The 21915-nt window shown below is 43.4% G+C and carries 18 protein-coding genes and 1 pseudogene; 5 read left to right on the forward strand and 14 right to left on the reverse strand.

Annotation, left to right across the window (positions count from 1 at the left end; translation table 11 throughout):
- Positions 1–88 precede the first annotated feature (88 nt).
- The 7 genes and pseudogenes from AC27KT_RS05715 to AC27KT_RS05745 all read right to left on the reverse strand — a co-directional run bounded on the left by AC27KT_RS05715 (position 89) and on the right by AC27KT_RS05745 (position 6981).
- Positions 89–1330, reverse strand: a complete 1242-nt coding sequence (locus AC27KT_RS05715; protein ID WP_487128168.1) for a hypothetical protein — start codon at positions 1328–1330, stop codon at positions 89–91.
- 3 nt (positions 1331–1333) lie between these two features.
- Positions 1334–1615 carry a hypothetical protein gene (locus tag AC27KT_RS05720; RefSeq protein ID WP_487128170.1) on the reverse strand — a complete coding sequence of 94 codons (282 nt, stop codon included), beginning with the start codon at positions 1613–1615 and terminating at the stop codon, positions 1334–1336.
- Positions 1616–1873: 258 nt separating this feature from the next.
- Positions 1874–2824: pseudogene (locus AC27KT_RS05725) on the reverse strand (IS30 family transposase).
- A 216-nt stretch (positions 2825–3040) separates the two neighbouring features.
- On the reverse strand, positions 3041–3190 hold the full coding sequence (locus tag AC27KT_RS05730; protein ID WP_487128172.1) for a hypothetical protein: 150 nt from the start codon (positions 3188–3190) through the stop codon (positions 3041–3043).
- A 22-nt stretch (positions 3191–3212) separates the two neighbouring features.
- Positions 3213–4724, reverse strand: coding sequence for a serine hydrolase domain-containing protein (locus AC27KT_RS05735; protein WP_487128174.1), 1512 nt, complete (start codon positions 4722–4724; stop codon positions 3213–3215).
- Between the two features lie 92 nt (positions 4725–4816).
- Complete coding sequence (locus tag AC27KT_RS05740) at positions 4817–5995, reverse strand: alpha/beta hydrolase-fold protein (protein ID WP_487128176.1); 1179 nt, start codon at positions 5993–5995, stop codon at positions 4817–4819.
- A 101-nt stretch (positions 5996–6096) separates the two neighbouring features.
- Positions 6097–6981: a hypothetical protein gene (locus tag AC27KT_RS05745; RefSeq protein WP_487128178.1), complete on the reverse strand. Its 885-nt coding sequence runs from the start codon at positions 6979–6981 to the stop codon at positions 6097–6099.
- 670 nt (positions 6982–7651) lie between these two features.
- Between AC27KT_RS05745 and AC27KT_RS05750 the strand changes: the two genes are divergently transcribed.
- Both AC27KT_RS05750 and AC27KT_RS05755 read left to right on the forward strand, forming a co-directional pair.
- Positions 7652–8842 (forward strand): PQQ-dependent sugar dehydrogenase, encoded by a 1191-nt coding sequence (locus AC27KT_RS05750; protein ID WP_487128180.1) that lies wholly within the window; start codon positions 7652–7654, stop codon positions 8840–8842.
- Between the two features lie 130 nt (positions 8843–8972).
- On the forward strand, positions 8973–9422 hold the full coding sequence (locus tag AC27KT_RS05755) for a DUF3010 family protein (protein ID WP_487128182.1): 450 nt from the start codon (positions 8973–8975) through the stop codon (positions 9420–9422).
- Positions 9423–9546: 124 nt separating this feature from the next.
- Here AC27KT_RS05755 and AC27KT_RS05760 read toward each other — a convergent pair whose 3' ends face one another.
- From AC27KT_RS05760 to AC27KT_RS05775, 4 genes are all read right to left on the reverse strand, one after another.
- Complete coding sequence (locus tag AC27KT_RS05760) at positions 9547–10095, reverse strand: hypothetical protein (protein WP_239246400.1); 549 nt, start codon at positions 10093–10095, stop codon at positions 9547–9549.
- Positions 10096–10317: 222 nt separating this feature from the next.
- Positions 10318–13524 carry a tetratricopeptide repeat-containing hybrid sensor histidine kinase/response regulator gene (locus AC27KT_RS05765; RefSeq protein WP_487128184.1) on the reverse strand — a complete coding sequence of 1069 codons (3207 nt, stop codon included), beginning with the start codon at positions 13522–13524 and terminating at the stop codon, positions 10318–10320.
- A 17-nt stretch (positions 13525–13541) separates the two neighbouring features.
- Positions 13542–13745 (reverse strand): hypothetical protein, encoded by a 204-nt coding sequence (locus AC27KT_RS05770; protein WP_487128186.1) that lies wholly within the window; start codon positions 13743–13745, stop codon positions 13542–13544.
- 13 nt (positions 13746–13758) lie between these two features.
- The gene (locus tag AC27KT_RS05775) at positions 13759–14586 is read right to left on the reverse strand and encodes an SAM-dependent methyltransferase (protein ID WP_487128188.1); all 828 of its coding nucleotides are present in this window, start codon (positions 14584–14586) and stop codon (positions 13759–13761) included.
- 175 nt (positions 14587–14761) lie between these two features.
- Between AC27KT_RS05775 and AC27KT_RS05780 the strand changes: the two genes are divergently transcribed.
- Positions 14762–15202 (forward strand): SRPBCC family protein, encoded by a 441-nt coding sequence (locus tag AC27KT_RS05780; protein ID WP_487128190.1) that lies wholly within the window; start codon positions 14762–14764, stop codon positions 15200–15202.
- A gap of 168 nt (positions 15203–15370) precedes the next feature.
- Here the strand turns inward: AC27KT_RS05780 and AC27KT_RS05785 are convergent, their stop codons facing one another.
- Both AC27KT_RS05785 and AC27KT_RS05790 read right to left on the reverse strand, forming a co-directional pair.
- Positions 15371–17365 (reverse strand): RecQ family ATP-dependent DNA helicase, encoded by a 1995-nt coding sequence (locus tag AC27KT_RS05785; protein ID WP_487128192.1) that lies wholly within the window; start codon positions 17363–17365, stop codon positions 15371–15373.
- A 146-nt stretch (positions 17366–17511) separates the two neighbouring features.
- Positions 17512–18108 carry a hypothetical protein gene (locus AC27KT_RS05790; RefSeq protein WP_487128194.1) on the reverse strand — a complete coding sequence of 199 codons (597 nt, stop codon included), beginning with the start codon at positions 18106–18108 and terminating at the stop codon, positions 17512–17514.
- A gap of 173 nt (positions 18109–18281) precedes the next feature.
- Between AC27KT_RS05790 and AC27KT_RS05795 the strand changes: the two genes are divergently transcribed.
- Both AC27KT_RS05795 and nei read left to right on the forward strand, forming a co-directional pair.
- Positions 18282–19406, forward strand: coding sequence for a zinc-binding dehydrogenase (locus tag AC27KT_RS05795; protein ID WP_487128196.1), 1125 nt, complete (start codon positions 18282–18284; stop codon positions 19404–19406).
- Positions 19407–19606: 200 nt separating this feature from the next.
- Complete coding sequence (gene nei / locus AC27KT_RS05800; protein WP_487128198.1) at positions 19607–20428, forward strand: endonuclease VIII; 822 nt, start codon at positions 19607–19609, stop codon at positions 20426–20428.
- Between the two features lie 124 nt (positions 20429–20552).
- On the opposite strand, the gene AC27KT_RS05805 is transcribed toward nei, so the two are convergent.
- Entirely contained in the window at positions 20553–21725 is a 1173-nt protein-coding gene (locus tag AC27KT_RS05805) for a sugar efflux transporter (RefSeq protein WP_487128200.1), read from the reverse strand.
- Positions 21726–21915: the final 190 nt, after the last annotated feature.

Raw genomic sequence — 21915 nt, forward strand, 5'->3', positions numbered from 1 at the left:
CAAGAAGCGGACATTCAACGCCTCAAACACCGGCGCAGCTTTGCTGCGTCCGAATGGTTTGACTTATTAGAACTATTTTTCGCTTTAGTTACCACTTAAATCCTGGAACAACACTTTCAACCACTTTGACGATATCATTATTTTTCCCAGGACCATTTTTTATGTCATTTGCCACATTTCTAAAAGCCTTAGTTATCTCATTATTTTCTCCCGGGCCATTTTGAATATCATTTACTGCGTTATTCCAGGTCCTAACGATGTCGTTGTTCGGACCAAACTCTTTTGAAATATCAATTCCTACGCTTCTTAGAGCTTTTACAATATCATTATTGGGACCGAAACAACCCCGGCCACCTATTCCATGAGAAAAACACTTCCCTAATTCACGAGCAGTAAGCCGGCCACCTGCGCACGAAGCAAATGAATAAGGCTCCCCACCTGTGCCTGCCGCACACTCTAAAGCGATCTGCTGTTCAGGAGTTAAATCAATCACATTACCTCCATAACAAGCTGCGGTGCCATAGAAAGTTACATCTCCCTGCTGTGTCTGCTTTTCTACACACGATAGCAATATTGCAGCATCGTCGTTCATGTTTTGTTGAGCCATACAGAGAGGGTACATATCGTAGTTGTCTTGGTGAGTCGCATAACAGTTGCTAATTTGCGCTACCGCAGCTTTTTCATTCTGCCCCCCAAGAACTGAAAGAGAACAGAGTGCTAACTTAGTGCTGTCATCATTAGACGTCTTGGCACAGTTGTATAGAGCTGTTTCTTTCTCCCCCAACATTTCTTTGACCATACAATCACCGAACTTGGCGCGGTCAATAGAGCCATTACTATAATAAGAGGTATTAGCACAATTTTTAGCTGCTCGCTCGCTCGTATACAATGGTGCTGAAAATGAATTAGCCCTGTTGGAATATTGGACAGGAATTCTCCTACTAGGCATGCCCCTCACGTGACCATTGCCGAGTTGAAGAGGGTTAAAGGCTCGTGCATATGGGTTCTGCATAGGAATACCGTTAAAAAAATTACATATGCCTATCTGACGCCAACCAAAAGGAGCGACCTCGATGACTGCAGAGTTCCATCCTATGAAATACATCCTCTGTGGGTTGAACGAAGATAACTGAACAAATGCTCGACCAGATGGGTCCCTCCTCGCAAATCGATGGTTTGAGTTAGTCGCAGAGCTGTATTGCATGTTACTGAAGAAATAGATTTGATCTCGATAAGAGCCATTTGCAATATTGCAAGTCGCCACCTGCTCAGCAGCAACTTCAATAGAAAAGACTATAAATGCGAGGGCAAGTAGTATTTTGTGAGCCATGATTTATTGCTCCTTGCGCATTTTGAAAATGCTATCTGCCGGTAGATCCGTCCAAAACTGATCTCCTGGGCTTGCAATTCCGGAGTTTCTTTCATTTGATTGAGCGTGCTCAACGAGATATTTCCTATCCTTTTCTAATTTATCTTTCTCATTAACCATTCTGATAGGACCAGATCTTGTTCCATTTACTCCATCAACTAGATATGCCCTCGCTTTAGTTTCCTCTGACCAAGAGTTCTGGCAAATAAGAAATGCTAAAATCAACACAATTTTTCCGAATTTCATAGTTCATAATCCTTCTGATAGATTTAAGAGTTGGTACAAGTTCTAACGCCCGAAGCAGCGGTGCGTAGCATCCGCTGCCTTTGCTTGTTAGAAGCCTTACTCGCTAAGACTTCGTTAATGTCATTTTTGCCTTAGCCAGCAGCCAATACAATGGAAGCTCAGATCGCGATCCACAACTTTCGGAAATAAAAGCCTCATGTATATACAGCTCAGCGGCATTAGCCGCGAATTCAACTCCGAAGTGCACCACTCGCTAATTTAGGCAGACTTGCGTAATTCGTTGAATACCGCAACAGGTTGCCTGAAGCCGAGACACTTCCTCGGTCTGGCATTTAATGCCCGTTCAATCTCACCAATTTGTTTATCTGTTACCGTCCGTAGATCGGTGCCTTTCCGTATGTACTGGCGCAGCAAACTGTTGAAGTTTTCATTCAGTCCGCAATCCCAGGATGAATACGGATTCGCGAAGTAGATATCGGTTTTGAGCTTCTCAGCGACCAACTCGTGGTCACAGAATTCGCTGCCGTTGACCGCTTTGATTGTTTGGACATGACCTCGATGTCTCCACAGCATGCCTACCATCGCTTGGGCCACGTCTGCTGCGCTTTTCCCTGGCACTTTGCGTATCAGGTACAACTTACTTTTGCGCTCGACTAAACTAACAATCACGCTTGTTCCTTGCTTGCCCAGAACCGTGTCAGCTTCCCAGTCACCGAACCGTTTTTTCTTGTTCACGATAGCGGGATGATGCTCAATGCCCACGCGATTCGGGATTATCACACGTTTCGCGAGGTTACCTTTTCGATACCTTCGGTGACTCTGGCGAAGCTGTTTGTACAACCTGCCGCCACATAATTTTTCACGTTCGACGTAGCGATAAATCAATTCGTGACTGACGTGATGACCGATGATTTTACCTACACCTGCAATTTGCTCGGGGCTTCATTTCTCGTTTAGCCCGAACTCAACAAAGGTAATCGTCAGTTCAGATATCCTGAACTTTGCGGCCTGGCAGCAGCGCTACAGTGTCTTTGCCTGAGCGACTTCCGGCAAATAGTGGTTATCCCGAATTCTATTGCGATTTACTTCTCGGCTGATTGTGCTGTGACTCAAGCTCAGACGTTTTCCGATCTCCCGGTAACTGAAACACTCGCGTAAGTAGGCCTCAATCTGGTATCGTTGTCCCTCGATCAACTGCTTGTAACTCATGGTAACTACTCATGTTTGTTTGGCGACTACAGAGTACACAAACAGGCAGTTGATCTCTCCTCACCGTTCAACCATGAGTGGTGCACTTATTGTCTGAATTCGGGCTTGATATTTGTTGCTGGTTAAAATTTAGCCATGTAATTTTTATCAGTCAAGCTTAAAAAAGTATCTTCTTCAATCGCCATTAGTTTCCTAGATACCTCTTAGTTAGATAAACTAACTGAGAGAGAGGTACTTATGTGCCGTAAACGCTTTAAAATCGAGGTGGTCAAACTTCGCAAAGTGATCGGCTGCTTCACTTACGTAGCGGCCGTCTGACTCCAAATACGTCAACGACGTTGACTGGCACAAAAAGACTTGGGTCATATATCGGTTCACTCCCGATAATCTATTCTTTTCTTACACCCCGAATCCCTCCATCCATCACAAGCGCCTTGACCAACCCATTTTCTTCATCCATCTCAAAACGAATACTACTGCCATTTTTCGCAAAAAATAGCCCTTCGCCCTCATGAAAATACTCTTCATTTTCAACATAAGGTAAGGCATTAAGCACAAATCCATGGGCTGTTTTTTCTAGCACCACATCAACACTAACAGGGTTAGTTACCACGTAGGTTCCAATGTATTTACTCAGTTCCTTTTGACTTATGGGTACTAACTTCCTAACTTCAGCTTCCGAGTAGCCTACTTTTAACGCTTCTTTTAGCCGTATTTCTAGTTCAGTTATTAACTGCCTACCGTTGTTGCCGTTCGTCATAATGGCGTAGCCGTTGCCCGTATCTAGTTCAATATATAGCTGCGACATAAACCCAGCATCTTCGCCGCCGTGGCCAAAGCCTAGAATCTCCCCATTGTCATCCATATTGATGAAGAAGCCTATTCCTACATTGGGTGGCTCAATACTCGGCGTATTGTTGGTTAACATTTCTTGCGCGGTGGCTTGCGATATCCAGTCGGTTTTCTGCCCTAAATATGCGCTGCGCACGCCGCTTGCCAGTTTCAACATGTCTGATGGCGTGCTCCACATGCCAGCTGCTGCAAGCGTAGCGTAAGTATGCGCGCCACCCTTAATTGGCGCACCGTCTCCGTCATACGGCGTAGCCATATTATTTGATAAGTTGGTAGATATGGGTTGTTCGAAGCCAGAACGTGTCATGCCTAAAGGTTTAAACAAAAGCCGTTGTGACATAGTTGGCAGGGGCTCGTTAGCTACGTCTTGCAAGGTAAGCTGAGCAAGCGTAGTGCCGCCACCGGAATAACGCATTTGCGTGCCAGGTTGAATATCAACAACAACGGCATCGGTATTGGCGGGAAATACACCTTCTAGCACCTGCTGTAAAGTAGGTACTGGTTCGCCCGCTGCGTAACCAGGAAAGCCATGTACTGTGGTGCCTGCCGTGTGGCTTAATAATCTGCGTAAAGAAACAGCGTCTTGCCCTGTCCATTCATGTTCAGGCAACTGCCAGCTGGTGAGTAAGGTATTAACATCTGCATCTAAATCTAGTGGGTTATCTTCGCGGTACTTCATCAATACTGCCGCAAATGCGGGTTTTGAAATACTGCCTGCTTGAAACACCGTGTTTTCATCAACAGCCAATTCAGTGGCTAAATCTTTAACGCCGCTTTGCATGGTCCAAGCTAGTTGGCCATTTCTCATAAACGCGACAGATACCCCAGGCACATCATAATGCGCTTGTCTTTGCTCCAAAGATTGGTAATCAACCTCTTGCCCTTCAATTCGAATGCGTTCAGTAAGCCCTGTTTTTAAAAGGTTGGCTTCTTTTGATTCTGCGGCAGCAGAAGGGGAGGCGGGCAAGGTTGCAGGCTCTGTACAGCCCAATAACGAAGCTAAACAAAGCGAAAGTGTTAAAGAGGCGAAGATCTTGTTTGTTTTCATTATGTGTATTCCATTACGAGTGAACGTACCAGAGTACGTTTCTACTATTATTCGGTCAATGCTGACGATTTTCTAGTTCAGGCACTTGATAGCTAGTCGCCTGTACCTTCTGCAATCTTCTTTCGCAAGTTAGCCAACCGCGTTTTAAAAGCACCATTTTCAACATTTTCTTCATAGCTCATTGCTAGCGCTTTCTCTCGCATTTCAAGTGCCATGGCTAAATCGCCGTTAGCTTCATAACCGTCTGCCAGACTGTCGTAAGCATCAGATTTATTGGGGAAGCGAGCTAAATTTTTCTTAAAAATTGCAATGGCAGAGTCAAACTCTTGGTTGTTTAGCGCCGCATAACCCGCGTGGTTTACGGCTTTATATTCTGGCTTTGCTTCAAAAGCGTATTTTGCAGAAAGGTCTTTATAGTATTGCTCTACCGCAGGAATACCTTCTTGTATTATCGCACCTGTTGGGCGTAACGAATTTAGCTGCTTTTGAAGCGCCAAGCTCATACCTGCAAGAGCAGTCGTATTGTGGCTTTCAGATGTGTCTAGCTCCGTGTCAAAGTTAAACCCTTTTCGTTCGCTGCTATTTAGTAGTTCAACGTAACGTTGGTATGCGCTTAGCATGTTTCCACCTTCGTTACCCATATTGACATAAAGGTATTTGTTAAGGTCGCTATCTGACGCAAAGAACGCTTTTGCCTCTGGAAATATCACTTCGTCGTGCCACCATAAACTTGGGCTAAATGCGAAGAAAGCTTGAAACAGTTCAGGCCGCTCTTGCAGTGCGTATAAGGTAAAAAGGGCGCTTAATGAATGCCCAGAAATAATCGCGTAGTTATTGGTGCGATAGTTTGCCTTTACGTAGGGCTTTAGCTCTTTTTCTAGAAAGTCTAAAAAGTTGTCGGCACCACCAGATATTCCCCACTGGTTGTAGCTTTCATCATAGGTAGGTGTGAAGTCTCGCGTGCGCTCGGTGTTGGCAATACCGATAACAATCATTTCTTGCGCCATTCCAGACTGATTTAGAAGGTCGAGCGTGCCTACGGTATGCGCAAAATTACGCTGTCCATCTAGCAAATATAAAACTGGGTAAGTGGTGTCTTTATAGCGGGAATAATTATTAGGTAAGTGAATAAGTAGTTCTCGTGACTCATTCAAAACTTCTGACTTTATTGTTGTAACTACGGCTTCGCCACGTACTTTGGCATTTACGTGAAAGCTAAGACTGAGAGTAAGTAAAGCACTGATAAAAACGCAGGCAAGCTTCTGATACATTTGAAATTCCCTTTCTCGCTATCAGGCGCGAGTCTATTTTTATAATTGAATTTACCTAAGCTGTCATAGTCACTCTTGCTTGTCAAAAAATCACCAAGTTATTAATCGGCTAGTATTAACTTTTCAATAGATTGCTCGATGATAGTTCGCAAGTTTTGTTTGTCCTGAGCGGGCAAATAGCGGGTATGAGCATTAATAAACTCAGGTGTTAAATAGATGCGTTTTATTGCCGCGTTTATACGCTCTATGTGTTTTGCGCCCTGAGTTGTATTGGGGCAAATAACATGGCCTGATACATAGTCAGGATTATCTGCAATAGAGTAACTGCGTACTTTAATAGGCATGTTCTCTGCAAAGCTTCTGTATAAAGTTGCTGGAAAAATAAGCGAAAAATCAGATTTCCCTTTTGCAAACATCTCCATAAAGCGAGAGTAATAAATATTATTTGCTATACGAAGGATTTGCTCTCGATTAACTTGCTTTAGATCGCCGTCTATCCTTTCACCGAATGAGTATTCTTCTGGTAACACAATAAAAGAGTCTGGAAATGCTTCTATTACGCGAGATATGCTCAGTATTCGGCCTTTATCATCTAAAAATTCTTTTTCTATTGGTGGCAGTGAAGCCAGTTGGTAAAAACGCTGTGTTTGGAAAAAGCTAAGCGGTAGTGAATAAAGGTGATTTTTTTCTCGTTCAGGTGCTTTTATTTTATTAAGTACACAAATGTTTTCGCCATGTTCCATATAGGCAAAGGAACGCACAAGTGGAACATGAAGCACGGGATCTGTATACCTTAGTTCATCAACTAGCATTTGTACCGTATCGACAGAGGTTGAATAGGGTTTGCCTTGCAGATTTACCCGTTCCGTAAGAAATGCATTGTCAGCGTGAAAGAACAGAAGATTATTCTGCTCATTGTTGTCGCTCGAATTTGCATAAGCAAACTTCACTAATGTTATTAGAATGAATAGTCCAACCCTGAACAACTTTTTACTCCTTGGCGAAACATCAACGCTAGTCACAACGTCTCACGTTAAACGTACTTTTAATTTGTGACTCTTATTAGGAAAGGCAACAGCGTTAAATCTGCATTGTCTTTCAAAGCGCCACTTCTACGTTCTGACTAATTTACCATTTTTTTTATATGTTTTTATGAATATTAGAAAGGTTTTCACGCGTTGACGCGCGACAAAAGAAAAATTTAGCCCTTTATAGTTATTTCTGTAAAGGCAGTAAAAAAGCCGCATTCAGCAACGTGATGCGGCTTTCCGAGCTGGGCTGAATAGACAGCCTTCTAGAGCAATTACGTTAAAGGGGTTAGCTAGAACGACCCTCACTCATAGCTGCCTGTCCAAATACCTTAACTCTCGACATATGATCACCTCCTTACATTCGTTGCTAAAACTCAGTCGAAAATAACATAGGTGGCGTTTTAGTAAAGCGCGGCTGCATTAAAGAAAGTTTAGGGTCAAGTGAACAAATGCGCGCAACTAGTTTACTAATGAATAGTAAAACGAAGGCAACAATATAAACCCGTTTAATTAAATCTACGTAACCAATGCTAACTAAAACCCTTTGCGCTACCCGTTGATGTGTAATAAGCGCTTCATCGTGTAACTAGCAGTACGCAAACTCGCTATCAAGGCTATAACTGCAATGCAAATAACAAACACGCACAAAACCAGCAAGAGTGGGAAAGCCGCTCTATTGGTTACGCTTTTTGCCACCTCTTTTTTTACCTTTGCTCAGTCGAACTCATCTGAACAAATTGAAATGAAGGGCAGTAAGGGCACTACTGTAACGGGTAATGCTCAGGCGTCTTTCGATAACCCGTGGGCCATGGCTTTTTTGCCTGATGGACATAGTTTGGTAACGGAAAAAGCCGGTACATTATGGCTGCTTGATGAAAACCAGCAAAAGCGTTTTGAGGTTGGCAATGTGCCAAGCGTTACCGCACGCGGGCAAGGCGGTTTAGGTGATGTCATCATTCACCCTGACTTTGCGTCGAATAACATCATTTATATTTCGTATATTGAACGAGATGAAAAAGACGAAGCGTTTAGCGGTGCGGTAATAGAGCGCGCAACGCTTACCATTTCTGAAAATGGTGCGAAGCTGTCTGATAGAGAGCTAATTTGGCGTCAGTCGCCGAAAGTGACGGGGAACGGGCATTACTCTCATCGCATGGCGTTTTCACCTAATGGCCATTTATTTATTACCTCGGGTGAGCGCCAGAAATTCACGCCAGCACAAAACATGGCGATGAACTTAGGTAAGGTGCTGCGCTTAAACGACGACGGTAGCGTACCTAAAGATAATCCGTTTTATGGCCAAGGTAGCGTAACCGAACAGATTTGGACGTTAGGTCACCGCAATCCGCTAGGTATCGATTTTGATGAGAAAGGGAATTTATGGGCACATGAAATGGGGCCGCGCCATGGCGACGAACTCAACTTGATTGAGCGTGGTCGCAATTATGGTTACCCAACGGTGTCGCAGGGCGACCATTATTCAGGTGTTAAAATTCCAAATCATGAAGACATTCCTATTTTTAAATCGCCTGAGCTAGCGTGGGTGCCTGCCATAAGCCCTGCCGGTTTTATCATTTACAGAGGCGATAAGTTCAGCGACTGGAAAGGTAATGGATTTATTGGTGGCTTGTCTTCAAAGGCATTGGTTCGCGTTGCCTTTGATAAAGACGACGAGGGTAACTGGAAGGTTGAAGAAGCGGAACGCTACGAGTGGGGCAAGCGAGTGCGTGAAGTCGAGCAAGACAGCAGGGGTAATATCTATGTACTTGAAGATAAGGAAGGCGCGCGCTTAATTAAACTAGTTTCAGCGAAGTAGCGCTAGCTTTACCTGTGCGTTTAGTGAAGCGCTTAATGAGTGCATTCAAATAGGAAAAGAAAAACACGCTTTGATAAATATCTGCACCGAATCACGTTATAATAATGGTCAAACGTAATTAGGAATTAATATGAAAGTCTGTGGTGTAGATTTAAAAGGTAATGAGGCGATTGTTAGTTTGGTGTCGCTTGCTGATGGTTTGTTTCATTTACCAGACTGTAGAACGCGTCGCTTAACCCTTGCAGATACCAGTGCAAAAGGCTTAAAAAGCTTTCAAAGCACTTTTGCAAAGCTTGTCGAAGACTACAAAATTGATGCTGTAATAATTCGTCAGCGCCAAAGCAAAGGCAAGTTCGCAGGCAGTGCTATTGGCTTCAAGCTAGAGGCCGCTATCGAGTTAATTGATGGGTTAGAAGTTATTGTATTTAGTCCAACAGATATTAAAGAATCGCTTCGCAGAAACCCGTTAGCGGTTTCGTTCTCTGAAACTGGTTTGAAACAGTTCCAAGAGGCCGCGTTTACTACAGCATATGCATGGCTTATGAAAAATGAGTATGCGTCGCAAGAGTCTAGTGAATAGCAAGCACTGCTCACTTAATTAGACTTAAAAGTAGGTTAGAGATTGATTTTTACGTGCGAGTGGTGATTTGTATAAAGAAAATAGAAGATGCTTTTGAGTGAAAAAGCATCTTCTAGCTCAAGCTTTATTTAAGTAAAGCCGGAAAATCTGGGTGAGAAAAAATCTCAGTATTTAGCTTCTGTACCGCAGGTACAAAAGAACGCTGCATTTCAGAGCAGGCTGACGTCGCTAGATAGCTCGACTCGTAATCATAACGTGATTTAATGTTTAGGTTTTTACCGTTGCTTGAAGCTAAAGATAAGTCGAATTCCCAAAATGCATTACCGATTACGGTGCTGCCATAAATATCGTTTAGGTTAGCGGTTAAAACTGTTGAAGATTGGTCTTCATATAGGTCTGCTACAACCATTTCAGCTAAAATTGCATCTCTAATGTACGTTGCAAAAGTTCTACCTTCTGGCGTTCCCACTGGAGAAGACAGGCGGCACATTACCTTCGACTCGTTTTTACCTGAGTCGGTAAACTCACCAATATTGGCTTGAACGTCTTGCTTCGACAAGGCTCTTAAAGCAATTGTGTTTTCAGTAGAGGTGGCATAGGTATGTACTTTGTTTGCGCAGCCAGTGGCTAAAAGTGAAACACCAAGCAGTAGTATAGTTTTTATTTTATTCATTTTTTTTCCTTGCCCATTTGAAAAACTCTCTTTATTGGGCATTCTTGTAAAGAGAGCGGTTAAAAGCGCTTAATTGTTAAAAAAAGCTAAACAATAATACATTAAATCCTAAAATGTTGAAGGTTAAAGTTAGCCCAAAAGTCTCCTATAATCAGACGTATGGCGCGTGTTATGAAGCACTTGTTAATTGAGGGGTTGTAAAGAGTATGAAGTTGGAATGCGCTATTGTGTTGCGTTAAGCTGTACTCTCATTTTTTTAAGCGACTCATAAAAAAGGTCTAATTTCGCACTGAAATCTTTCTCATTTGCTTGCTCACCACGCTTTACGCTTAACTCAATCGAGCTCGCTAATTCTGCTAGTGTAAACGCACCAATATATCGAAGCGCCGTTGTGAAAATATGTGCTATGCGCGCGATGGATGGATAGTCTTGGGTATCAATAGCCTTGTGTAGCGCGTTGAATTCATCTTCTAAAGCGATAAAGTCGTTAACTAGGTTTGTATAAAGCGCCTCATCGCCAAGCAATGTTTGAAGTGCTTTAGGTTTGTCGATAAATGTAAGTGATGAACTTGTTACCGTTGTTTCATTGGTTACTTCTAAAGTGGCCGAAGACCCTCTTTTATCTAAAACCTCAACGAGTACATCAAAAAAGCGGTTTGGGTCGACAGGTTTATTAATATGGCCATCCATACCCGCAGCTAAGCTTTTATCTATGTCTTGCTGCATGGCATGGGCGGTGGTAGCAATGATGGGTAAGGTTAACTGTAGCTCTTGTCGAATGCGCTTAGCTGCGGTTAATCCATCCATTACTGGCATTTGAATATCCATCAGGACTACGTCAAACGCGCTGTCTTCACGCAGTTTGTTTATAGCTTCTAAACCATTGTTAGCAACTTCAATAGTGGCTTGAGTGTCGTTTAAAAGTCCAAGTGTTACTTTTTGATTGAGTGCATTATCTTCTGCAAAAAGAATGCGTGTGCCTTTTAAATTGGGCACGCTTGGTATGTCTTTGAGTAGTGTTTTGGCTTTTACGTTAAGACATAATTCCTGCAGTGTATCTACCAACTCACTGGTACTAAATGGTTTCTTGATGAAACTACGTATGCCAAGCTGAATGGCCTGTTCGCGCATTCGTGGCGACTCAAATGCGTAAAGCATAACTACTTTTGGCTGCTTAATTGAAAACTCTTGAGTCATTATGGCGGCCACTTCAAGGCCATCAATATCAGGCATGTTCCAGTCTAAAATAAGCAAGTCATAAGGAGATGATGCCGCTATAGCTGCACGCATTTTAGCAATAGCGTCTTTTCCGCCTGTGGCAATATCGGCTTGAATATTAGCCATAGACAGGGCTTCTAAAATAGCGTTCCTAGATGCTTCAATGTCGTCGGCGACAAGTACTTTTAGCGCAGAAAGCTGGTTAGATGGTGAAACAATTTGCTGCGAAGTGTCGTGTTTTACTTTTACCGTAAAGTGGAAAACAGAACCTTTCCCCAACTGGCTTTCTACCCAAATTTCACCACCCATTAATGCGGTAAGCTGCTTACAAATTGCTAACCCTAAACCTGTACCACCGTAGCGTCGTGAGATCGACTCATCACCCTGATTAAATGGCTGAAACAGTTGTGCTTGACGTGCAGCAGTCAGGCCTACACCTGAGTCTTTCACTTCAAATTCAAGCTGAATATCGTCAGCGGCGTGTTTGCATCTAACGCTTACAGAGATAAGCCCATCTTCGGTGAACTTAAGGGCGTTGCTGAGCAGGTTATTCAGTATTTGCTGTACGCGCAGCGGATCGCCAATTAAGTTCAGCGGCACATCTCGGGAGATATGTTGAATTAGCTCAATATGTTTTTCTTGTGCACGGGCAAGGTGCAGCCTGATGGTTTGATTAACGAGCGCATCTAGATTAAATTGCGTTGTCTCAATATCTAGCTTGCCAGCCTCGATTTTAGAGAAGTCGAGTATGTCATTAATAATACTTAGCAGCGTTTGAGATGCGCCTTCAATCTGTATCAAATTTGTTTGCTGCTCTTTGTCTTCAGCGGTCCGTTGAGAAAGCTTTGTGAGGCCGATGATGGCGTTTAGCGGCGTACGAATTTCATGGCTCATACGGGCTAGAAAATCGGACTTTGCTTTAGTGGCTTTGCGCAAATCTTGCGTTAAGATATCAAGCGACTTTCTCTGTTGCCAGGTTCGAAGCCATAACCCAGCCATCAAGCCCAATGAAAGGATGACAAAACCTATAAAATAAAGTTGCTGGGTATTCTTTTTCTTTTGGATAAGGTTACGCTGTTCTTTTAACTGATTGTCTTTTTCTAGTAGCTTTATTGTTTCTTCTTTTTCTGAAATGGCTAAACGTACGCGGTGCAGGGCCACTAGCCTTGATTGCTGTTCATTAAAGCTCTGTTTAAATGCCTGCTTATATTGCTTCGAATAGTTAAGTGCAGTTTCCAAGTTTCCGTTTGTTTCGTGAAGTGAGACAAGTTGATTGAGAACATCTAAGATCAACACTTTGTCATTTTTTATGACTTCTTTTTCCAGCCCAGCTTCTAGTTCAGCAATTGCAAGTTCCAGTTCGCCTTGTTGTTTATAGATGTCTACTAAATGAAGAAGATGTGACCCTTCGTTGTACTTAAAACCAACTTGCCGGTCAGCTTCCGAAGCCTGGTTTAATTTCTTCAGCGCTTCACTAAAATTACCTTGCGCAATATAAAGCTCTGCCATAGCGCTGTGCACAATGCCAATAAAAGGGTAATTTGCTTCGCGAAGCTGACTTTCAGCTAATAGCAGGCTTACTTTTGCGTCCTGATACTGACCAAGTGCTCGCTGGGCATATCCTTGAAAGAAATAAGCGGTACCTTCGCCTTCCTTACTATTAAAGCGTTGTGCGGCAGACAAATATTGATGTGCAAAAGTTAGCATTAACTCATAGTCTTTAAGCGACATATATACGTTACCCATGGCGCTATAAACCAAAAGAACGTTGTCACTTTCAGCTTTATTGAAAAGATCTAGCGCTTGGTGCATGGATTCTAGCGCGCTGGCATGTTCGCCAGATAAATCGAGAATTAACCCCTCTAAGCGATGTGATTCAGCAAGGCTCAGTACATTTTTTGCAGAGGTAGCGTATTTACGGGCTTCGAGTAACGCCTCGTACGCCAATACATAATCTTGTTTTAAAATATAAAAGTAGGATTTTATGTTCAAAAAGCGTGCGTGTTCATAATCATTAGGGTGTGCAGCAAAAAATGCGTGTAATTCCGTGAAAGCGCTTTGAACAGACGAATCGTTTTCTTGAATGCGTGTTTTAAGCCCGTCTAATTGAACTATGGGTGATGAAGTGTTGTCTTGCGGTGCAGCAAAAGCGCGAGCGGGTAGCGCCATTAATACAACGACACTAATAACACACAAGACAAGGCGCTTCATAATTTGCTTACTATTGGTTAGTAGCTAATAACGCGAATGGTTTTACTGGTATCGTCAAAGCGCCTAGATAGCTCGTCCCAGTTTTGATCTGCAATTATTTTTACTTCTTCGGCAGATAACCCGTATTTTTTAGCGGTTGCAACTGGGGCGCTTTTATAGGCTTCCATAAGCTTGCTGTTGGTATCCAACTCAATCAAGAAATCTTGAATAGATTTTGCCATTTTTTTATCCTTTTTAATTAACGGTTGGGTTTCTATACTTAATAACTTGCTGTTCGGTCAGCCCTAGCTTTGCTAATCGGTCTTGTCGATATGCTGGCATACCTATCGAGGGAACGACGAGGGTCGACACCAATGTGGGTTTGGCGAACTCAAGTTCGCAAAGTCGCACGCTTTCTATTTTTGGTTCGCAAAGAGGCAGTGTCGCGGCTTCATAAATAATGAGTTCATGGTCCGTAGGATAATGCTCTGCTAAAATGTCTGCCAGCATGGCAAGCCCAGGCTGGCTTTGATTAGCGTCTAACACACTCAATGTTGCTTCCCCAGTTAGCCCAATTTGCCAGATAATTTGTGTCATGTATGGGTCAATACGGTAGTCGCGAAACAAAAACTGAGTTGCTTCGTATGACTGGCAACCAAAGCGCGAGGGATCTATGCCTAAATCGGCAATTAAGCAGTCTTCCGCCGAAACCCCAGGCAGCATTTTGGCTTCTAGGCCCATCTCTTGAACGCGGTGGATGGCTTCATGAGAGGGAGTAACAAAAACTCCGGGATGGCCATAAAAAGCAACGCATACTTTATTGCCTGCTACCACCGACTCTACAATTCTATCGGCCATTTGAGAATAGGTTAACGCGCGGGACTTACCTTCTTCGTAAAGGTCATCTAGCGAGACGCTATTGGGATTAAGAGTGGTCACCACGTGTTCGCCAATTTTGTTCATGATCCCCATAAACACGATGTCGGCATTTTCAATGTGGCTTCTAGCGGCAATGGTCATTTGCCCAGCAACGCTAATACCTGTGCCGACCACAACTAGCGATCCTTTTTTAGTGGTGTCCATTACATCCCAAACCGTCTACGACACTATTATTTTGCCACTATAAATTAGAATTAAGGCTTTTGCTATATTCACAGCTTTGCCGATTAACGATAAGTTTTATTAAGTAAAAGTTTTATAGTGTTTAAGCTATTATCGAAAAATATTGCTAATAAAAATATATAAAAAGGAACAAAGCGTGTTTTCAATACATGTAGAGCGAACCATTAATCAACCTATTGAAAAGGTATTTGCAATATTAAGTGATCACGCTAATTATGCGCAGTTTAAAGCTATTGAGCAGTCGAATTTACTGGTAAAGGGTAGTGATGAATCAAATGGGCTAGGTGCAGTACGCGAGATTATTTCAGGGGGCTCGAATCTTCACGAAGAGATAGTGACCTACGAGCCTCCTCATAAATTGGGCTATAAAGTGGTTAAGTCTAAGCCATTACCCTATGATCACCAATTGGGCGAAATAACCCTTAAAGATGAAGGTGGAAAAACCCACGTGACGTGGCGCTCGAGAGGCCATATCACTATTTTTCTTTTGGGAAGCCTGTACTTTGATAAACAGATTCAAAGTGTTGGTAGCCGCGCGTTTGGTAGTATACTAAAGCAGATTGATAGTATGGCGTGAATCGCCGTTAAATTGATAAAACAATTCGCTAAAGCGTAATAAACATAGTTCATACAACTGGCGGATATTGGGCCAGATAGTTAGCACAATCTGACCTCTTTTAGTAAAAGGGATTGGCTCAATTTAATACCGGCTCGTATCGAGAAGACAACAGTCAATACCAATAAGTCACCTGTACAAAATTGCGTTCACTTGTTTTAGAACATCTGCATATCGGCAGTTTTCAAAGCTGCCAAATCCTTTCACTTGTCTTATTTTCAAACGACTAAATAAAGGCATGGTCATGCCAGTTAGAAAACGGCAGTAAATAGAAGGCGTGATGGTGCCTTCAAACTTACCGCTTAAATGCGCTTTTAGCGCTGTCATAGCTTCTGATACTTGCTCACAATCTGGTGCTGATATTGGTGATGAATAGCTAAGCTTTGCCACATCGCCTTTGCATACACTGCAATGTCCACACGCCTTCGGTGCTTGAGTATCATCAAAATACGCTGACAAGTTGTGGCTCAGGCAGGTGTCTTGTTCGAAAAAGCTTACAAGTGCGGCAATGCGCTCGACCTCTTTACGCTCGTTCTCCGAAAAGTAGTGGGCTAGTTGGGTTGCTAAATCGCCGGCTTGGAGTAGTTCGTTATTAACACGGTATACATCTGTAATTAAGCGCGATGCGAGTTCTATATGATTGTGTTCGTGTAAGTATTCTAAAGCCGCCACCACTCTAGAACGCTCTGCGCCGTAGTGCTGATAAATACTATCAAAATCGACCACACCCCATACTTTCTTCATGTTTGAATGGGTAAACACGGCGTCTAAAAAGCGCGCTCGCTCTTCTGAAAACATGTTAAGAATGGCGGCTTTATCTGAAATGAAGCGGAATTTGTATTCTGCAAAGTAAGCGTACAAAGGGCGTATAACGTTCGCCAGTTCGAGCTGAACCAGCAGGGTCTTTAGCGGAAGCTGACGAATATTACTTGCACTTGATAGGCTGTTGATTTGTGTTTCCCACTGGTATTGGTTGTTTTCTGCCTTTACGAGAGAATCATTTTGTTTAATTGTGGCTTGCTTGGCAGGTGCCTGAGACTTAATGTCACCAATTACTCGTTCGATAGCGCTTTTATCTGGCGTGTCGCCGTAAACAAAGTTTTCTATGGTGACAAGCCCGTCTAGGTTCGCGAGCACTGTACAGTTTGCTGCTTCTCCATCCCGTCCGCCCCTGCCAATTTCTTGGCTGTAGTTTTCGATAGATTTGGGCAAGTCGTAATGAATGACAAAACGAATATCTGATTTATCTATCCCCATACCAAAGGCAATAGTAGCCACAACGACTTGAATCTTATTGCCCATGAAGTCTTGCTGAATACCTTGCCTTATTTCACTATCAAGGCCAGCGTGGTAGGCCTTCGCATCAAACCCTTGCTGCTGTAAGAACTGGGCTATTTCCTCAGCGCTACTTTGAAGCGTAACGTAAACAATGCCTGCTCCTTGTTGCTTGCGAATCTCTTCGAGTAGGGCGTGGTTTTTGTTTGGTTCAAGTACGGGGCGAACACGTAGATTTAAATTAGGGCGATAAAACCCCGTTTGAATAATATTGTTCGGCGCGATATCAAAGCGGGCCGACATATCTTCTTTTACTTTTTTAGTGGCAGTAGCAGTGAGCAGCAGCACTAAAGGAATATTTAGCTCTTTCTTATACGTGGGAAGCTTTAAATAGTCTGGGCGGAAGTTATGGCCCCACTCAGAAATACAATGCGCTTCATCAACTACCAACATACTTACCTGAACAGATTCAATAAACTGTCTAAAACGCTCGTTCTTAAAACGCTCCACTGACACCATTAAAATTTTACACTGCCCAGAACGCACGTCGTTCATCACCTGCTTGTTTTGCTCGGGTGTTAAGGTGGAATCGATGCTAGCTGCTGCAATACCTTTGCTATGCAAAAATTCCAGCTGATCTTTCATTAGCGCCAGTAATGGAGAAACCACCAAAGTTAAATGTGGCAGCTGCGTAGCGACGAACTGATAGCACAATGATTTGCCCGAGCCAGTGGGAAAGATTGCTACCGTTGAATGCCCACTAAGTAGAGAATCCACCGCCTCTTTTTGCCCCTCACGAAACGCTGAGAAACCAAAAAGCTGTTGTAAAAGGTTGTGGTTAGAAGGCATTTTTATATCCAAGTAGTTGATAATTAAAGTCTTACTAGATTCTATCTAGTCGTAGGTGGGAACAAGATATATTTTGCAATTTAAAACTTGTTATAAGGTGTGGTGGTAACAAATGCAACGATACCCAAGTCCAGTTTCAGCTTAAATCAATCTGCGTAGCCCCAAGGCGTACTGGGAACCGAAACTGTACTATCTAAATCGAAATCAACCTGTACTTCGCGCGCAGGGCGAGTCAATCGGTAGCTAAAGCGGTTGGGGTAAATCATCATTTGCCAAACGTTATCTGTCGATGCTGCAATCCCAGATTCTATAAATAATGCTTTTGAGTAGGCATCTGCGGGGAATGACTGAACTTGGACATATCCATCATCTACAGTGTGCCCGCCGTACATGGTTGAAGAATGAAAGCTGCCATCTTTGTTTCTGTGGTCGTGCTTTAACATAAGACCAGAGCCAGTTTTTGTTAATATCCAAGTGCGAGATGCGTCGTTACCCACATGAAAAGGTATTTGAATTTCTGAGTCTGTGCACTTTCGTATGTGCATAACAAGTTCTGCATCACCGAAGGTATTGCCTACATTATCTTTACTCACCTTCCCTTGAAACGCTTTACCGCAGAGCGCTTTTATAGAATTAAAAAACGCGTCGTGGGTAGGAATTGAGACCAAAGGTGCAGCTTTACCAAACGCCACATCGCTTATTCCGATTAGTCCTAGAAAGAGGTACATACAATGTCTTTTCATTTTTTATTCGCTATTACAGGTCGATACACGCTTTGCAGTGTAACTCATCTAGATTATCGGGTGTATAAACCATCGAAACGCATATGTATTCGAAATATAAATACTGCTGATAGTGGTGGCGTGTTAGCTTAACAACACATACAGCGTTTAATTTTTAGGGCACGAGAGTCAATATGAATAAATCTAAACAACTATTTACGCTAATTACATCAGAAGGTGAGCTTCAGGTATCGCTAAAAGAAGTAGATGTTCCAGAGCCGAAGGCTCATGAAGTGATTGTACGCATGGAAGCCTCTCCAATAAACCCGTCAGATATGTGGCCTATGTTTGGACCAGCAAGCCTTGATAAGGCGTCTTTCGATGCTGATAAGAACGCGTTGGTTGCGCCGGTACACAAGCCTTTGCTAAGCCGTATTAAGTCTCGTCTTGACCAAACTTTGCCTATCGGGAACGAAGGCGCAGGTACAGTAGTTGCCGCGGGCGACAGCCCTGAAGCGCAGGCATTAATGGGCAAAACAGTATCTATTCTTACCGGCGCAGCTTATACAGAGTATGCGTGTGTGCCTGTACAGGCATGTTTACCTCACATGGATAGCACTACGCCGCGACAAGCTGCGTCTTCATTTGTTAACCCGCTTACTGCTCTTGGTATGGTTGAAACCATGCGTATGGAAGGGCATAAAGCCTTGGTTCACACTGCAGCGGCGTCTAACCTTGGGCAAATGCTAAACAAAATTTGTTTAGAGGAAGGCGTAGAACTAGTCAATATCGTTCGTAGCCAAGAGCAGGTAGACCTACTTAAAGGTATTGGCGCGAAAATTGTGCTTGATTCCAGCAGCGATAATTTCAAAGCTGAACTTTACCAGGCCATAGACAGCACTGGCGCTACACTTGCGTTCGACGCCATTGGTGGCGGTGAGCTAGTTAGCGATATCCTTACCATGATGGAAGCCTCGGGCAGTAAAGATGCAAAAGGTTTCAACACATATGGCTCTGACAGCAATAAACAAGTTTATATCTATGGCGGCTTAGACTTCTCACCGACTATTTTAAACCGTGCTTATGGCATGACGTGGAGCATTGGTGGTTGGTTGCTAATGCGCTTCTTAGGCAAGCTTGATAAGAAGCGGGTAGGTGAGCTTTACCAAAAAGTGGCAACGGAAATTAACACTACGTTTGCGTCGTCTTATAGTAAAGAGCTAAGTCTTGAAGAAGCGCTTCAGCCAGAGAATGTGGCTTTGTACAACGCGAAAAAGACCGGCACTAAGTATTTGATTGTGCCAAATAAAGGCGACTAAAGCCTAAGCTTTAAAGCTCCATGCTTTAACTTTATAGATTAAAGTAGAAGGGCTCGTTGATCTTTGATGTACGAATAACGTTTTAAAGTTACATTGAAGGTCACCGTGCTCTTTTTGTATTCAGTGCTAACTGTATGAAAGGATGATAAAAGCCTGCCTAAGGTGATGCAAAAACAAGTAAAAGGTATTAAGCGAGCAACATGCCTGAAGGTCCTGAAATTCGTCGTGCTGCAGACAAAGTCGAAGCAGTAACTAAAGATACTCCCTTAGAAAAAGTAGAGTTTGGGTTAGCGCACCTTAAACCCTATGCTAAGCAGCTGGAAGGCGAAAAAGTCTTGCGTATGGAAACCCGTGGCAAGGCGCTAATCACCCATTTTAGTAGTGGGCTTTCTATGTATTCACACAATCAGCTTTATGGTGTGTGGCATACCTGCAAGCGCAATGAAATGCCTGATACTAAACGTCAATTAAGAGTAGGGCTTCATACCGAAACACACAGTGCTATTTTGTATAGCGCGTCGGACATTAGTATTTGGCCAACACAAACCATTCATGAACATCCTTTTTTGCAGCGGGTAGGGCCTGATGTACTCAACAATTCGGTAACAGAAGAGCTGGTGTTGGAACGACTACGTTCAAAAGCATTCTATAACCGAGCACTTAGCGGCTTATACCTAGATCAGCGCTTTATGGCAGGACTAGGAAATTACCTTCGCAGTGAAATCCTTTTTGCTGCAGGCGTTCACCCATCACTCAAACCTTCTCAATTAGATGATGGGCAGCTGCGCAGCTTATCACATCATACCTTAGCCATATGCAAACGCAGCTATGAAACCGGCGGTTATACCGTGTACACAGAACTACGCGAAGTGCTTGAAGCAAAGGGCGTTAACTTTGAAGGTACGCGATTTATGGTGTTCGACAGGGAAGAGCAGCCTTGTAGAGTCTGCGCTACTCCAATTAAACGCCAAACGTATAACGGGCGACGTCTTTATTGGTGTGGTCAATGTCAGGCAAAGTGATCTCGAACGGTCACTTTTTTCCTACGGATGAACTGCTATCGACTTGAGCTACATTGCGTATTAAGCGGTATCGCATTTTGATTGAGTTTTGCGTGTAATCCAATCAATGAGGTTGGGTAGCTCTTCAGCCATGTACTCGACGCTTTACAAACATGAATACCAGCATCACGTTTAAGCCGAATATGGCAATACACAACGACCCAATAGTGGCGTCTCTAAAGCTAAAGAATTGAGCCACGGTACCTGCGCCAATGGTGCCTAGCATCATACCCACCCGAGTGGCGTTTGAATAAAACGCTGAAGTGAATCCAGTTAAGTCGGGTGCTTGTTGTTGCAGTAAGGTCAATCCAATACCGGCATATAAACCGTAGAACAGCGCGTTCAGTATTTGAAGGGTCAATAACTCCCAGCTTGACTGAGAAAAGTACACGCCAACGTAAAAGCAACAGCCGAAAATAAACGCCACAGCCATGATACCCGCAGGTGGGAAGCGTCGGGCTAATTTGGCTGCTAGCAGCATGGTAGGTATTTCAAGTGCGGCCACAACCCCCATCATTAGCCCAGGCAAATTTTCCGGCAACCCTAGCTCATTCATAACGTACAAGGGCATGGAGGATAAATACATGACATTGCCTGCCATTCCGGCAAGTATGGCTAAACCAACAAGCCAAAACGGCAGTGATAGCGAGCCTTTAAGCGTTGTAGTGAGTGACTGTTGATTGGCTTTTTGAGGCGGCACAACGTTCACGACAAAAAGCGTTGCAACAATCACGCATGCAATTGCCACCGAGAAGGAAGCCGCGAAGCCAAAATTGGCAACCAGCGTAAACGCCAGCGGCGGACCTACTACCCAAGCGAGAGAAATGGCAGCGCGAACTTTTGAGTTAAATGCGGCTAAGTCGATGTCTTGGTTTTTTGCCCATAATCCCGAAACGGTCAACATTTGAGACACGGCTCCAGCGCCCACCGACATAAACAAAACGCCAGCAAGAAATACGTGCCAAAACTGATTGCTAAAGATAAAGGCGACCATGGCAATGCCCACGCAAATCATGGTTAGCCCGTAAAGGCTATTTGCGTTAAAACCTTTGTCTGCCAAATGCCCTAGGTACTGACTGATCACCAACCCTGACAGCGTAACGGACACCATATAAATACTTATATAAATGGGCTCAACGTTGATCTCATCGATGAGGAAATAGCTCATCAGTGGCGTAACAAAAGATGATGTTAGGCCAGTTAATAGACTTAATAGTAAAAAAGGAAGTTGTGGAGAGAATGTGTGACGCGATGACATGAGGATACGAGCTCCGAGGGACTGTTAAACGTGGTTGACCGAAATTCGTAAAGAAAAGGTCGCAGCCCTTAATAACGAGGGCGCATTATAAGTGCTGCGACTCTCATGTCTATGACAAAGCTTTTATTAGTTATGCCGTTTTAAATACTTGGTTTACTTTATATGCTCAAGCACTGCGCACTTTTTACAT

This window comes from Alteromonas sp. 5NW40-0090, assembly GCF_057552975.1.

What these genes read in the sequence shown, in the direction of transcription:
- AC27KT_RS05720 (WP_487128170.1), bottom strand. Translation starts at nt 1,615, where the DNA reads ATGAAATTCGGAAAAATTGTGTTGATTTTAGCATTTCTTATTTGCCAG.
- AC27KT_RS05770 (WP_487128186.1), bottom strand. Translation starts at nt 13,745, where the DNA reads ATGGCAAAATCTATTCAAGATTTCTTGATTGAGTTGGATACCAACAGC.
- AC27KT_RS05750 (WP_487128180.1), top strand. Translation starts at nt 7,652, where the DNA reads ATGCAAATAACAAACACGCACAAAACCAGCAAGAGTGGGAAAGCCGCT.
- AC27KT_RS05785 (WP_487128192.1), bottom strand. Translation starts at nt 17,365, where the DNA reads ATGCCTTCTAACCACAACCTTTTACAACAGCTTTTTGGTTTCTCAGCG.
- AC27KT_RS05740 (WP_487128176.1), bottom strand. Translation starts at nt 5,995, where the DNA reads ATGTATCAGAAGCTTGCCTGCGTTTTTATCAGTGCTTTACTTACTCTC.
- AC27KT_RS05730 (WP_487128172.1), bottom strand. Translation starts at nt 3,190, where the DNA reads ATGACCCAAGTCTTTTTGTGCCAGTCAACGTCGTTGACGTATTTGGAG.
- AC27KT_RS05775 (WP_487128188.1), bottom strand. Translation starts at nt 14,586, where the DNA reads ATGGACACCACTAAAAAAGGATCGCTAGTTGTGGTCGGCACAGGTATT.
- AC27KT_RS05735 (WP_487128174.1), bottom strand. Translation starts at nt 4,724, where the DNA reads ATGAAAACAAACAAGATCTTCGCCTCTTTAACACTTTCGCTTTGTTTA.
- AC27KT_RS05715 (WP_487128168.1), bottom strand. Translation starts at nt 1,330, where the DNA reads ATGGCTCACAAAATACTACTTGCCCTCGCATTTATAGTCTTTTCTATT.
- AC27KT_RS05805 (WP_487128200.1), bottom strand. Translation starts at nt 21,725, where the DNA reads ATGTCATCGCGTCACACATTCTCTCCACAACTTCCTTTTTTACTATTA.
- AC27KT_RS05760 (WP_239246400.1), bottom strand. Translation starts at nt 10,095, where the DNA reads ATGAATAAAATAAAAACTATACTACTGCTTGGTGTTTCACTTTTAGCC.
- AC27KT_RS05755 (WP_487128182.1), top strand. Translation starts at nt 8,973, where the DNA reads ATGAAAGTCTGTGGTGTAGATTTAAAAGGTAATGAGGCGATTGTTAGT.
- AC27KT_RS05790 (WP_487128194.1), bottom strand. Translation starts at nt 18,108, where the DNA reads ATGAAAAGACATTGTATGTACCTCTTTCTAGGACTAATCGGAATAAGC.
- AC27KT_RS05765 (WP_487128184.1), bottom strand. Translation starts at nt 13,524, where the DNA reads ATGAAGCGCCTTGTCTTGTGTGTTATTAGTGTCGTTGTATTAATGGCG.
- AC27KT_RS05795 (WP_487128196.1), top strand. Translation starts at nt 18,282, where the DNA reads ATGAATAAATCTAAACAACTATTTACGCTAATTACATCAGAAGGTGAG.
- nei (WP_487128198.1), top strand. Translation starts at nt 19,607, where the DNA reads ATGCCTGAAGGTCCTGAAATTCGTCGTGCTGCAGACAAAGTCGAAGCA.